Genomic DNA, 13,349 nt, shown 5'->3' on the forward strand with positions numbered 1-13,349 from the left:
GCAATGAGGCTTTTATGTTGCCTGAACTGAATGATTTGAATGCGTTCCGTGCTGCACTAGCTGCAGCTCCGGGTCCGGATGCCGCTGCGGTGCATGGCGCGGGTGAGCGTAACGGACAACTGACTAAACCGCCCGGCGCGTTGGGTCGGCTTGAGGATTTGGCGATCTGGTATGCGGGTTGGCGTGGGGATGCCCGCCCGCAAATTACCGCACCACAGGTCATCGTCTTTGCCGGAAATCATGGTGTTACGGTACAGGGCGTATCGGCCTTTCCGCCGGAAGTGACCGTCCAGATGGTTATGAACTTTGAACATGGCGGCGCGGCGATCAATCAGCTGGCCAAGGCAGCAGGCGCGACAATGAATGTGCATGCACTTGAGCTGGACAGACCCACTGTGGACTTCACCCAGGCCCCGGCCATGAGCGAAGAAGATCTGCTGAGTGCCTTGCGTACCGGTTGGCAGGCCGTTGATCCGAAGGCCGATCTGCTGGTTGTGGGCGAGATGGGTATTGGCAACACCACTCCAGCAGCGGCTATCGCCTGCGCACTGTTTGGTGGGGATGCCGAGGATTGGACCGGGCGTGGCACCGGTGTCGACGATGCAGGGCTGGCCAATAAAACCCGTGTCGTAGCAGAGGGCGTCGCGAAACATGCGTCAGAAGATGGCCTGGAGATTCTGCGCTGCCTTGGAGGGCGTGAGATTGCCGCGATGGCCGGGGCGATTGCCGCCGCGCGCGTGTTGCGCATTCCGGTCATTCTGGATGGGTTCATCTGCTCTGCTGCTGCGGCGTGCCTTTGGAAGCTGTCGCCTAGCGCGCTGGATCACGCTGTCGCGGGGCACCAAAGCGCGGAAGCGGCACATGGTGCCGTATTGTCTCGGCTGGGCAAAGACCCGCTGTTAAGCCTTGGTCTTCGGCTGGGCGAAGGATCTGGCGGGGCATTGGCGATCAACATCCTCAAAAGCGCCGTGGCCTGCCATTCAGGTATGGCCACCTTTGCCGAGGCTGGGGTATCCGACGGGTAATGACTTGCCTGACCCAATCGGGGTTTTGGGTCAGGCAGATTTCTTGGCGTGTTCTTCCGCCAGTTCGAGCAGCGCAGTTTCCAGATCCTTTTCCAGTTTCTGAGCGCGCTCGATGTATTTCTTGTTTTCGGCTGTTGGCAGGCCAGGAACCCACAATTCAGCCAAATCACGAACAGACGTCCTGTCGTGGTGGTAAAAGGTCTGTTCAGCTTGCGCGGCCTCATACTCACTCAGCCCTATATTCTCCAGTACATAACGGCCTGCGCGCAACGAGCTGTCGAACAGTTCGCGCACGATGTCGTTGGCACCAGCTTGGTACAGCTCGTACACGTGGGTCCGGTCGCGGGCGCGGGCGATGATGTGCAGGTCAGGGCGCTGTCGTCTGGCATAACTGACTAGTCGCGTGACTTGCTTGTGGTCATCCATCGCCGCCACGAGGACCGAGGCTTTTTCCAACCCCGCAGCGCGCAACAGTTCAGGACGCGTCGGATCGCCCAAAAAGCCTTTTACACCAAACCGGCGCATCAGCTGGACGGTTTCGATATCATGGTCCAGAACCACCGTTTTAAAGCCGCTGGCCCGCACCAGCCGGTTCACGATCTGACCAAACCGGCCAATGCCAGCAATGATCACTGGGCCTTTTTCGTCGATCTCATCAGGTTCAGGCTCTTTGGACGTATCGCTTATTTTTCGGGACAGAAGGTCATAGATGATGAACAGAAGCGGGGTGATCAGCATCGTCAGGGCAATGATCATCAGCAGTTTCTGTGACAGGTCAGGCGGGATAACGTTCTGCTGCGTCGAAAAGGCCAGCAGAACGAAACCAAATTCACCGGCTTGTGCCAACCCCAATGTGAACAGCCAATGATCTCGGCCTCGCAGCTTAAAGGCTCTACCGACCAGAAACAGGATGATGCCTTTTGCAAGGATCACAAGCAGTGCCAAGCCGATCAGGTCAAGCGGGTCATCGAAGAAATAGGCAACGTCGATCCCGGCCCCAACCGTGATAAAGAACAGCCCAAGAAACAGCCCTTTGAACGGTTCAAGGTCGCTTTCCATTTCATGGCGAAACTCTGAGCTGGCCAGCACGACACCCGCCAGAAACGCGCCTAAAGCGGGCGACAGCCCAACAAGCGTCATCAGGAAAGAAATACCGACCACAATCATAAGCGCCAGAGCGGTGTACATTTCGCGCAGGCGCGTCGCGTGTATAAATCGAAAGAGAGGTCGGGTAAGATAGACGCCTGCCAAAATGACAAAAGCAATTGCGCCAATCGTGACCAGTGTGACAGCCCAGCCCGGCAATCCTTCAACCAAGGACAGACTGTGATGACCCGCGTCATGCAGATCACCCGCCCCCCGATCAATCGAACCGTCTGCTTCGATGTGAGGCATCGCAGGTAGGGCGAGCAACGGAAGCATGGCCAATATTGGAATGACTGCGATGTCTTGCGTCAAAAGCACCGAAAACGTCGCGCGACCACCATTTGTCTGCATCAGACCTTTTTCAGACAAGGTCTGAAGGACGATAGCGGTCGACGACAGCGACAGGGTCAACCCAACGGCCAACGCAACGGACCACGGGTGGTTTGCATACATCGCCACCGCAGCAATCACCGCGGTTGAAAGAAAGACCTGTAGCCCCCCAAGACCCAACAATCGGTCGCGCATGTCCCAAAGGGCACGAGGTTCAAGCTCCAGCCCGATCAGGAACAGCATCATCACAACACCAAACTCGGCGACATGTTGAAGGTTTTCCGTTTCGGCCCCGACCAGCCCCAGCATCGGTCCAATGATAATCCCGGCGGCCAAATAGCCCAGCACCGACCCAAGCCCCAGCCTTGCGGACAGAGGCACCGCAATCACAGCCGCAGCCAGATAGATCGAAGCCTGGTATAGAAAATCGTCCATGAGTCTCCTCGTGAGCCCGTTCAGGTGGGCAGGGGGGCGTCGCGTTTTAGTTGGTCCATCACTATCTGGCTTTGGACACGGGCAACAGCAGGATGCGGCAGGATGACCTGATGGAGCAAGCTGTTGAGGGCGGAAAGATCGTCGCAATAGACGTGCAGCAGGTAATCTGCCTCTCCTGTCATCGTCCAGGCGCTGGTAATTTCGGGGCGGGTATCGACCATGCGGGCAAAGCTCTGGGATTGTTCGGGGCCATGTGTACCCAGATGAACCTGAACAAAGCCTTGAACCTGCAAGCCAAGTTTCAGCGGATCGAGCCGGGCGGCATAACCTGTTATATAGCCCTCGGCCTCAAGCCGTTGTCGGCGTCGACCTGCCTGGCTGGGTGAGAGATTCAGCATTTCACCCAGTTGGTGCGCGGTCAGATGTGCGTCCTTTTGCAAGGCAGATAGAAGACGTTTGTCAGTAGCATCCAGCACGTGCGGAGGAATCCCGAATTTTTTGCGATTCATGCGCGTTTTACGCGTCTACTTTGATTTTACACGAAAACAATGCGCAGAAACAGCGTCTGGAAAGTCATATTTTTGAATCAGCAAAAAAACTTCCTGTCTTCAAAGGAGACGCGCCATGGGTCCTTTCCCGCACAACGCCCCGAAATCAGTGATCAGTGAAGAAAACCCCGCCGGAACCGACGGGTTTGAATTCGTTGAATTTGCCCATCCCGAACCGCAAGAACTGCGCGATCTGTTCGCCAAGATGGGGTTCGATCTGGTGGCCCGGCACAAGGACAAGCCGCTGGTCGAACTCTGGCAGCAGGGGGATGTCACCTATATCCTGAATGCTGATCCAGAGAGTTTTGCGGACAAGTTCGTGGCCGAACACGGCCCTTGCGCCCCGGCGATGGGGTGGCGCGTGGTCGACGCGCAAAAAGCATATGAACACGCTGTTTCAAAAGGGGCCGAGCCCTATGACGCAGATGACAAAACGATGGATGTTCCTGCTATCAAGGGCATTGGTGGATCGCTGATCTATTTCATCGACCAGTATTACGACACTTCGCCCTACAATCAGGAATTCGAGTGGATCAAGCAATCCAAGCCGCGTGGCGAAGGGTTCTATTATCTCGATCACCTGACCCACAATGTCTACAAGGGTAACATGGACAAGTGGTTCAAGTTCTATGGTGACTTGTTCAACTTCCGTGAAATTCGTTTCTTCGACATTCAGGGCAAGTTCACGGGGCTGTTCAGCCGCGCATTGACATCACCCTGCGGTCGCATCCGAATTCCGATCAACGAAGACCGGGGTGAGACCGGGCAGATCGTGTCGTACCTCAAGAAGTACAAGGGCGAAGGGATTCAACACATCGCTGTGGGCAGCGAGGACATCTATGCCTCAACCGACGCGATTGCCGAGAATGGTTTGAAATTCATGCCCGGACCCAACCGGGGCTATTACGAGATGTCGAAAGATCGTGTGACGGATCATGACGAACCGCTTGATCGCATGATGAAGCACGGCATCCTGATCGACGGTGAAGGGGTTGTGGACGGCGGTGAGACCCGCATTCTGCTTCAGATCTTCTCAAAGACCGTGATCGGCCCGATCTTCTTTGAGTTCATCCAGCGCAAAGGGGATGACGGTTTTGGTGAAGGCAATTTCCAGGCTCTGTTCGAATCCATCGAACGCGAGCAGATCGAAAGTGGCGAGATCTCTGCAGCCTGAAACTTACGCGAAACGCCGGGGTAATCTCCGGCGTTTTGACGCTCAACTGCGGGGCATCGAAAGCGTCACGTTACGGCCTTTTTTCTGATACCGCAGTTCGCTATCGCTTATGGCGATGACCTTGCCACCGTCGATGCGGTCTCCAACCTTCAGTTTCTTGTACCGGCCACTGGGCAGGCGGACCAAGGCACGGCGGTTGGCAGGCGTGCCATAAACGCCAATCAGGTTCAGCCTGCGCAGATTGATGGCGTTGTCGATAGTAGCCTGCCGGGCGACTGATGCGGTCGAAGGTATCTTGGGTGCCACGGTCTTGGGTTGAAAAGATTCTGCGTCGTCAGAGTTTTCAACAAGTGCCGCTGTTGATGCCAGAGTGGACGGCTTCGCGACGGTCGGTCTGGCAGCAACCAGTCCAGCCGGTCGCGGCTTAGGTCGGGGAACGCGCATAATGGCCAGCTCGGAAACAGGAACTTCGACCTCTTCTGGGGATTCCAGGCCTGCAGGGCGCGCTTTGGGTCGTTTTCCGGCAAGTTCCGCCAGCGATTGGCCGCCCAGTTGCTGACGTTCGAAGGTCTCTTCAATGTCGCCGGGGCGCGGTTTGGGGCGCAAACCAGCCAGCCGTTGATCAACTTCTTCAACAACAGGTTCTTCTTCGAACCGCAGCGGTGCCTGAGGCGGCGCTTTGGAAGGGCGGCCCAGGTACACAGTGATCCCTTCGGGATTCAACGCGCCTTCGGGTGTGGGAACAACAAGTCCCCGGTCATCCAGATCGAAACGTGAGCCTGCAACACTGGGTAAATCGTCGCTCTGAAATGGTTCGTCCGTGTCGAAACTTGATGCGGGTGGTAACGCGACAGCATCTGTGGACAGATCAGACTTGTCGATGGATGTCAGGTACAGGTCTTCATGCTCAGCGATTTCCGGTTCTTGCAGAGGTGCGGGGGGTGATACGTCAATGCCAGTCTCGGCAAGGATTTCCTTTGGGGCGTCGGGGTCTTGAGCAATGGGTTCGACCGGTGTCGGAGCAACCTTGAGCGCCTCAAGGATCGCCGCGTCCGTAGGTGACAACTCTGGCTGTGCCTCAGCCTCCTCCGCTGGTGGTTCGGGGGGCGTGTTTTGCTGGGCGTCGACAGCTGCCACCTCAGGGTCTGGCTCAGGGGCGACCTCGGGGTCCGGTGCATCTGAATTCAGCTCAGCCTGCTCGGACGTTTCCTCTGACGATTCAGGAAGGAAGGTTTGTTCTGGCTGGACGACCGCGATCTCTGGCTCCGGCTCAGGAGGGGCCTCGGACGATGAGACTTCCGGTGCAGTAGGACTCAGTTCAGCCTGCTCTGGTTGATCCGTGGGTCCAGAAGCCAACCATGCGCCAAAAGCTCCGCTCAGAAGAACTACGGCAGCAAAAGCTGGAATGGCATACCGCTTGGAGGCAGGGCTTGAGGTGGCATGTGCTGCGGGGGACGTGTCAGGCGCTCGAAATGTTTCCGGCGCAACTGTGCCCGCAATAGGATGAGCGGGCAGGCCGGGGGTGTCTGCCTCATCGTGCGAATCCGCTTCATCGGGCTCTGAGGTCAGTGTTGCATGCGGCTGATCAGGTTGCTCTGTAAACACTGGCTCACGCGGGAAAGACCCAGCGCTTTCTTCGGCGCTGAACAGTGTCGGCACAAATCCATGGCCTGCGGTAAAGCTTCGCGCTTCGGCCAAAGTCTCATTGGCGACAACAGCGATATGGCTTGTGCTGCCGATTGTTTGGCTGTCGTAGCTGAGATCAGACAGGGCATACGGGGTCGAATCGGCCAATGCAGCCTCAATACGTGCCTCTCGCTCGTCGGGCGGTAACTCTCCGGTTTCGACGTCCAGAAAGCGCACCTGATCTGCTGGCAATACGACTTTGCAACTCAGATCGTTTTCCAGCGCAAAGGCCTTTTCCCGCAACGCCTGCATTTGTTCGGGCAGGTCCTCAGCATCCAGCGGAATCGAGCCGACAACATACCAATCGTCATCCGATTGGTGATGCAGAGTTATTCCGGTTGTAGAAAAAGAAAGCGCAAAGGCGGGTTTCATAATCCGGAGGAACCATAATTATCATCGTCAATGCAAACGACTTTGCATTCGCAGACCGACATTAAAGCAGGAACCCGCCGAGGGAAAGAAAAAGGCTGGGTCTGCTCTTGTATGGCGACGGTCCGCTAACCCATCTTAAAGTAGAACAAATTGGAGTGATAACCTTGAAGACATTCGCTTTTCTGGCCGCGATGATGGCAGCAACAGCCGCAGGCGCAGCCCATGCGGAAGAACGTCGCATCACCGTGGACGCCAGCGGGACGGTGCAAATCGCGCCGGATATGGCGACGATTACCTTGGGTGTAACAAACGAAAATGCCGAGGCCGGGGCGGCCATGCAGGCGACCTCGGACGCGGTTGCCAAAGTCCTTGCGCGGCTGGCCGATATGGGCATCGAAGACCGGGACGTTCAAACCCGAGATTTGTCGCTGTCACCAGTTTGGTCGGGACGGCATGGGCAGAATGGCGAAAAGCCCGAAATTACAGGGTTCACCGCGTCGAACCGGGTTTTTGTGCGGGTTCGCGATCTGACACAGTTGGGGACGATCATGGATGTGGTCATTCAGGACGGTGCCAATGATTTCGGCGGGCTGAGCTTTGGTGTGCAGGATCCCAAACCGCTTGAGGCGCAGGCCCGTGCGCAAGCCGTAGGAGAAGCCACCGCCAAGGCCGAGCAGTTGGCGCAGGCGGCCGGTGTCACGCTTGGCGCGGTCCAGACAATCTCGGAACGTGTGGCTGGTGTCCGCCCGATGGCCGAGATGCGCGCCATGAGCATGGCTGATGCGGGCGGGGTCCCTGTTGCAGGCGGAGAGGTTTCAGTCTCGGTCAGTGTCTCGATGGAATTCGAGATTTCGGACTAAGATAGTGCCTTCGCACGGGCCATCAGCGGTTTGCGTTGTTGGCCCGCTGCATCGAAATTGTCCGGTGAAAGCCAGGCTTCGAACGCATCCCGAATGCGCGGCCATTCGCTATCAATAGTCGAATACCACGCAGTATCACGGTTGCGTCCTTTGTAATGGGTCGCTTGCCTGAAAATCCCTTCAAAGCTAAAGCCCAGCCGCTCTGCCGCACGGCACGATGGCGCATTGAGTGCGTCGCATTTCCATTCATAGCGGCGATAGCCCAATTCATCGAACACCCGCTTCATCATCAGATACATGACTTCGGTGGATTGTGGTTTGCGCTGAAGCAGAGGTGAGAAGTGGATATGCCCCACCTCAATTGCGCCTGCAGCGGGCTCGATCCGCAGGTATGAGGCCATGCCGACCGGTACGCCTTCGCCGTCCAGAACGGTGTGAAACATCGGGTCCGCATCCATGCAGTTGGTGCGCGCCCAGTCTTCGAACTTTGCCTCACTGTCAAACGGGCCATAGGGCAGGTACGTCCAATTTCGACCATCCCTGTCATTGGCAAACGCCCGGAAAAGTCCGGGCGCATGCCTGTTCACGTCCAAAGGCACGACAGAACAGTACCGTCCTTCCATCGGAGTGTACGGCGGGGTCGGGCGCGGAAACTCGCCCGAAACCGGCAGGCCGATGGGCTGGCCAAGGTCGTTAGTGTCATGCCCGGCCATCGTCAGGCGCTTGCCTTAGCCAGAGCTTGATCAAGATCGGCGATCAGGTCGTTAGCATCTTCGATTCCGATGGACACGCGCACAACACCCGGACCTGCGCCAGCGGCTTCTTGCTGTTCCGGGGTCAGCTGACGGTGGGTGGTCGAGGCCGAGTGGATAATCAACGAGCGTGCATCGCCCAGGTTGGCCACGTGGCTGAAAATCTCGAGCGCGTTGACCAGTTTGATGCAGGCGTCATAGCCACCTTTGACGGCAAAGGTGAACAGCGCACCGGCACCGCGATTGTACTGCGATTTGACCCGGTCGTGATATGGAGACGAGGGCAGACCCGCATAGGTGACATATTCCACGCGGTCATCCGCTTCCAGCCAGGCCGCGATCTTCTGGGCGTTCTCAACGTGGCGTTCCATGCGCAGCGATAGGGTTTCGATCCCCATCAGCGTATAATGCGCGGCTTGCGGGTTCATTGTCATGCCCAGATCGCGCAGACCGATGGCAATACCATGGAAGGTGAATGCCAACGGACCAAAGGTTTCGTGGAACTTCAGCCCGTGATAGGCCAGCTCCGGTTCGCTGAGCGAGGGGAACTTGTCATTTGCCGACCAATCGAACTTGCCCGAATCCACGACGCACCCACCGGTGACAGTTCCGTTGCCGGTCAGATACTTGGTGGTCGAGTGCACAACCAGTGTCGCACCGTGTTCAATGGGACGGCACAGGTAGGGCGTGGCCGAGGTGTTGTCGACGATCAGCGGAATGCCAGCTGCATCAGCAACGTCCGCCAAGGCACGGATATCGGTGACATAACCGCCTGGGTTGGCAATGGATTCGCAGAATACAGCACGGGTGTTTTCGTCGATTGCGTCCTTCACCGCGTCCAGATCATCTGTATCGACAAACTTGGCTGACCAGCCAAAGCGTTTAATGGTTTGGCTGAATTGCGTGACCGTTCCACCGTACAAACGGGTTGAGGCGACAACGTTGCAGCCCGGTCCCATCAAGGGGAACAGCGCCATGATCTGTGCCGCGTGACCAGATGAGCAGCACACGGCCCCAACACCGCCCTCAAGCGTGGCCACGCGTTCCTGCAACACCGCGACGGTTGGGTTGGTCAGGCGCGAATAGATAAAGCCCACTTCTTGTAGGTTGAACAGTGCCGCCGCATGGTCGGCGTCGCGAAAGACATAGGCCGTGGTCTGATAGATCGGTGTCTGGCGCGCTCCGGTCGCCGGGTCGGGGCGGGCGCCCGCGTGAATCTGCAGCGTGTCGAAACCGTAGGTGGGGCCGTCAGACATCTTGAAAATCTCCTGTTGGAACTTGTGTTGCTGAATCTTTAGGTGAATGCGCGCTTGCGCACAACGATCCTGTCAGCGCAGCCACAACCCTTTGCTTTTGATCGTGTTGCGAATGGCCTGTTCGCGCCGCGGAAGATTGTCCTGATCAAACAGAGCCCGGATTCTTGCGCCTTTCCCTTGCAGGACCAACTTTTTCAGCGGGTCATACTGTTTGAGGACCTTCTTGACCTTGTTCGGAGCCACAACGGCCTCCAGAACGTCGATCACATGATCACTTTCGCGGGCGTAGAGCAGTGGGAACAAGCGGTAGTGACAACTGACAGAGCCATCAAGCAGGCCTTCGGGCAGCGCATCCCGACCTCCGCCGAATGAATGTATCACAAGCGGAAGGGCAGCTTGATCCAGCCATGGATCAAGGTTTTGGCCCGTCAGTTCGGGTATGTGTTCATCTCGGATCGCTTTGGCATAGTCCAGATAGCGTTCACCAAAAACCCTCGGGCATTTGTAAAAGAAATAGCCTGCGTTGAAATACAGATACCGCCGCCAGTAATCATGGGGTTGGCTGACATATATTGAGCTTTCAAAATCCAGCCCGAACCGCTGATATAGCGCCCGCCAGATGCCGTCGAGGCCGGGGCCGTAGAGCGTTGGTTTTGGCCATGTCCCCTCAACCTTCAACGATGCGCCAGGACGGTCGAAGTCAAAGGGTACAGTTGTGATGTCACCGGTGATCAGCGTGTCGGTGTCAAAGAACACAAAGGGCTCATTTTCGGGCAAGGCCAAAAGGGCCTCGATCTTGTTGCCGTATGGGTAGCTTTCGCCAAAGACATGCGAATCAAAGGGAAGAACTTCGGCATCCAATTGCGTCAGCGCTTTGAGAACGTCTTCGTCCTGAATGCTGGGGTTCTGGTTCCAACGTGGTCCCGAATTGGGCGTGGCAATAAACAGTTTGCCTTCAAATCGCGGCGAGCTGTGCCGCAATGATGCGGCAAACAGCAGGGCTTCGTATTGCAGGCGATTATTTTGTCCGACAACAGCAATGTTAAATTTCTGTGTATTTGCCTGCATCTGCGCCCGTTCCTGATGTGTGCGCGATCCGGCACCCTTCGTCCCGGAGTACAACACCTGACCCGAACCGTCAAAAGCCGAAAGCTGAATGCACTGCCGGGTAATCTCATTTTTTCAAGGTGGTCATGTGAAACAGCTGAATTGAGCGCTGACCAAGGCACAAAGGCCTTTGTCATTGACGGCAGATCAACCGAAAAGGACGAGATATTCGAGAAATGGATCGGTTGCACTTACCGCCTGGTACGCAAGCGCCGGCCATCGCGGCGCGCGGGTTGGGACCGAGTCCGATCATCTCATCACAATGACTGAGGTTTCTTAGTCTCAAAATTACACAAAGCCGGAGGAAAACCGGCTTTTTGCCCGGGTTTTTCACTTTTTTGACCTTTTGATAAATTTTACCAATTGATAAAAAATTTTTTTGTGGCAAGCTGAGGTCATAACAAACATATCTACAGGGAGTAGAGTGATGGCACAGGGCCAGATGGCACCCGGCATCGTCGCTGGGCGGCTTTCCAGCGATGAGCTGACCTCGAATTTCACCGATCTGCATCCGCCACTGGCCCCGCATGAGGCCGCCGTTGCCGCTGATCGATGCTATTTCTGCTATGACGCACCATGCGTGACAGCCTGTCCGACGGATATCGATATTCCGTTGTTCATTCGCCAAATTCAGGCGGGGCAGCCACAATCGGCAGGGCGGACCATTCTGGAACAGAATATTCTGGGCGGCATGTGCGCTCGGGTCTGTCCAACCGAAACCCTCTGTGAAGAAGCCTGTGTGCGCGAGGCTGCAGAAGGCAAGCCGGTTGAGATCGGTAGACTGCAACGTTTTGCGACCGATGACATCATGGCCTCTGGCGCGCACCCGTTCGAACGGGCGGCGCCTACGGGCAAGACTGTTGCTGTTATCGGGGCAGGGCCTGCAGGGCTGGCTTGCGCCCACCGTCTAGCCATGCTGGGCCATGACGTGGTGATCCACGAAAGCAAGCCCAAGCCGGGCGGTTTGAACGAATATGGGATCGCCGCTTATAAATCGACCAATGATTTTGCGCAGGCCGAGGTGGATTGGCTGCTGAAAATCGGCGGGATTGCGATCGAGACCGGATCGGTGCTGGGCGACAGTGTCTCGCTGGATGGCCTGCTTGAGAATTACGACGCGGTGTTCCTATCCATCGGCCTGGCTGGGGTGAACGCCCTGCGCGCAGGCGGTGTTGAAAAGGATGGCGTTCGTGCTGCCGTTGATTTCATCTCGGATGTGCGGCAGGCAGATGAACTGGTAAACCTGCCCGTTGGTCGCAACGTTGTCGTCATTGGCGGCGGCATGACAGCGGTAGATGCTGCTGTGAAATCCAAGTTGCTGGGCGCGGAACATGTCACCATTGCCTACCGCCGGGGCCGCGACGCCATGGGCGCCAGCCGGTATGAACAGGACCTTGCCGCCTCGCACGGCGTTCGGATCCTGACCAATGTGCAGCCGGTTGCCGTGCATGGAAACGGAACTGCTGCTGAGATCGAACTGGAATATACCTCCAACCAGAACGGTCAACTCACTGGAACCGGCGAGACAATCCGCCTACCAGCAGATCAGGTGCTCAAAGCCATCGGTCAGACGCTGGATGGCGCGCCTGAAGGGCTGACGCTGGACGGCAATAAGATTGCTGTCAGCGGGGCTGGACGCACCTCAATGCCGGGTGTCTGGGCTGGTGGGGACTGTGCGGCGGGGGGTGAAGACCTGACCGTGACAGCGGTTGCCGAAGGGCGGGATGCAGCGATGGACATCCACGCGACACTCGTTTCGTGATAGGGTGGGGTATTCACCCCATTCCTTTCGCTGCTGAGGTATTCTCATGTCCCAGATCGAACAAGCTGTTGCTCAACACTACACCACCGGTGCCCTGACCGAACGCGTCCGCGCGGCGCTTGAGGCCAGCGGTATTGACCCGGACGCGGCCACCGTTGCTGATCTGAAGGCAGGGGATGAGTTCCACACGGGCGGTGTTCTGGCGACCGATAACCTGTTTGCTCAATTGTCGCCGACCCATGCAACCCGCGTTCTGGATGTGGGGTGCGGTATAGGTGGCACCTCGCGTTATATCGTGGATCGTTTTGACTCGTCGGTAACCGGGGTCGATCTGACGCCTGAATTTGTGGAAACGGCCACCGTGTTGAGCGATCTGGTCGGGCATTCGGAAAAGGCCACTTTTCATGTGGGCAGTGCCTTGGACATGCCTGTGCCGGATGCGGGTTTTGACCTTGCAGTCATGATGCATGTGGGCATGAACATCGAAGACAAGGCCGGACTGTTTGCTGAAGTGTCGCGGGTGCTGGCCACGGGCGGAACTTTTGCCTTGTTCGATGTTATGGGCGGAGACGTGGACGAGCCGCTGGCTTTCCCACTCCCTTGGTCCACTTTGCCGGAGACTTCGTTCGTGCACGCGCCGGATGTGTACAAAGACGCAGCAGTGGCGGCGGGGCTGGAACTTGAGACCGAAACCGACCGCACCGATTTCGCGCTTCAGTTCTTCGAAGATGTCTTTGCCAAGATCGCTGAAAGCGGCCCCGCGCCGCTGGGGATCCACCTAATGATGGGCGAGACGGCGCCCGAGAAATTCCAAAACTACGTCACAAACCTCAAAGCCGGGCGCATTCGCCCGACCGAAATGATTTTCAAGAAATCCGGCTGAGCCGGGAAGGGAG

11 protein-coding genes are annotated in these 13,349 nt (G+C 57.1%); 5 read left to right on the forward strand and 6 right to left on the reverse strand.

Features of this window, described 5'->3' with window-relative positions; all coding sequences use genetic code 11:
* The first annotated feature begins 14 nt into the window (after positions 1-14).
* Positions 15-1,025, forward strand: coding sequence for a nicotinate-nucleotide--dimethylbenzimidazole phosphoribosyltransferase (gene cobT / locus I9187_RS06200; RefSeq protein ID WP_209940113.1), 1,011 nt, complete (start codon positions 15-17; stop codon positions 1,023-1,025).
* 30 nt (positions 1,026-1,055) lie between these two features.
* Here cobT and I9187_RS06205 read toward each other — a convergent pair whose 3' ends face one another.
* On the reverse strand, positions 1,056-2,936 hold the full coding sequence (locus I9187_RS06205) for a monovalent cation:proton antiporter-2 (CPA2) family protein (protein WP_171174614.1): 1,881 nt from the start codon (positions 2,934-2,936) through the stop codon (positions 1,056-1,058).
* A 20-nt stretch (positions 2,937-2,956) separates the two neighbouring features.
* Positions 2,957-3,412: an Lrp/AsnC family transcriptional regulator gene (locus I9187_RS06210; protein ID WP_171091132.1), complete on the reverse strand. Its 456-nt coding sequence runs from the start codon at positions 3,410-3,412 to the stop codon at positions 2,957-2,959.
* Positions 3,413-3,560: 148 nt separating this feature from the next.
* On the opposite strand from I9187_RS06210, the gene hppD reads away from it, so the two are divergent.
* Positions 3,561-4,658, forward strand: a complete 1,098-nt coding sequence (hppD, locus tag I9187_RS06215) for a 4-hydroxyphenylpyruvate dioxygenase (RefSeq protein ID WP_209509227.1) — start codon at positions 3,561-3,563, stop codon at positions 4,656-4,658.
* A 42-nt stretch (positions 4,659-4,700) separates the two neighbouring features.
* Here the strand turns inward: hppD and I9187_RS06220 are convergent, their stop codons facing one another.
* Positions 4,701-6,716 carry a hypothetical protein gene (locus I9187_RS06220; protein ID WP_209940114.1) on the reverse strand — a complete coding sequence of 672 codons (2,016 nt, stop codon included), beginning with the start codon at positions 6,714-6,716 and terminating at the stop codon, positions 4,701-4,703.
* 155 nt (positions 6,717-6,871) lie between these two features.
* Here I9187_RS06220 and I9187_RS06225 point away from each other — a divergent pair, with 155 nt between their 5' ends.
* A complete protein-coding gene (locus I9187_RS06225; protein WP_348540077.1) occupies positions 6,872-7,576 on the forward strand; it encodes an SIMPL domain-containing protein in 705 nt (234 codons plus the stop codon).
* Here I9187_RS06225 and I9187_RS06230 read toward each other — a convergent pair.
* The 3 genes from I9187_RS06230 to I9187_RS06240 all read right to left on the reverse strand — a co-directional run bounded on the left by I9187_RS06230 (position 7,573) and on the right by I9187_RS06240 (position 10,652).
* Positions 7,573-8,289, reverse strand: coding sequence for a GNAT family protein (locus tag I9187_RS06230; protein ID WP_171174605.1), 717 nt, complete (start codon positions 8,287-8,289; stop codon positions 7,573-7,575). The genes I9187_RS06225 and I9187_RS06230 overlap by 4 nt on opposite strands.
* A 2-nt stretch (positions 8,290-8,291) precedes the next feature.
* Positions 8,292-9,584 carry an O-acetylhomoserine aminocarboxypropyltransferase/cysteine synthase family protein gene (locus I9187_RS06235; RefSeq protein WP_171174604.1) on the reverse strand — a complete coding sequence of 431 codons (1,293 nt, stop codon included), beginning with the start codon at positions 9,582-9,584 and terminating at the stop codon, positions 8,292-8,294.
* Between the two features lie 72 nt (positions 9,585-9,656).
* On the reverse strand, positions 9,657-10,652 hold the full coding sequence (locus I9187_RS06240; RefSeq protein ID WP_171174601.1) for a hypothetical protein: 996 nt from the start codon (positions 10,650-10,652) through the stop codon (positions 9,657-9,659).
* A gap of 466 nt (positions 10,653-11,118) precedes the next feature.
* On the opposite strand from I9187_RS06240, the gene I9187_RS06245 reads away from it, so the two are divergent.
* Positions 11,119-12,453: an NAD(P)-dependent oxidoreductase gene (locus tag I9187_RS06245; protein WP_209509228.1), complete on the forward strand. Its 1,335-nt coding sequence runs from the start codon at positions 11,119-11,121 to the stop codon at positions 12,451-12,453.
* A 46-nt stretch (positions 12,454-12,499) separates the two neighbouring features.
* The gene (locus I9187_RS06250) at positions 12,500-13,336 is read left to right on the forward strand and encodes a methyltransferase domain-containing protein (protein ID WP_171234076.1); all 837 of its coding nucleotides are present in this window, start codon (positions 12,500-12,502) and stop codon (positions 13,334-13,336) included.
* Positions 13,337-13,349: the final 13 nt, after the last annotated feature.

Source organism: Ruegeria sp. HKCCE4148 (assembly GCF_017872495.1).
GTDB lineage: Bacteria > Pseudomonadota > Alphaproteobacteria > Rhodobacterales > Rhodobacteraceae > Ruegeria.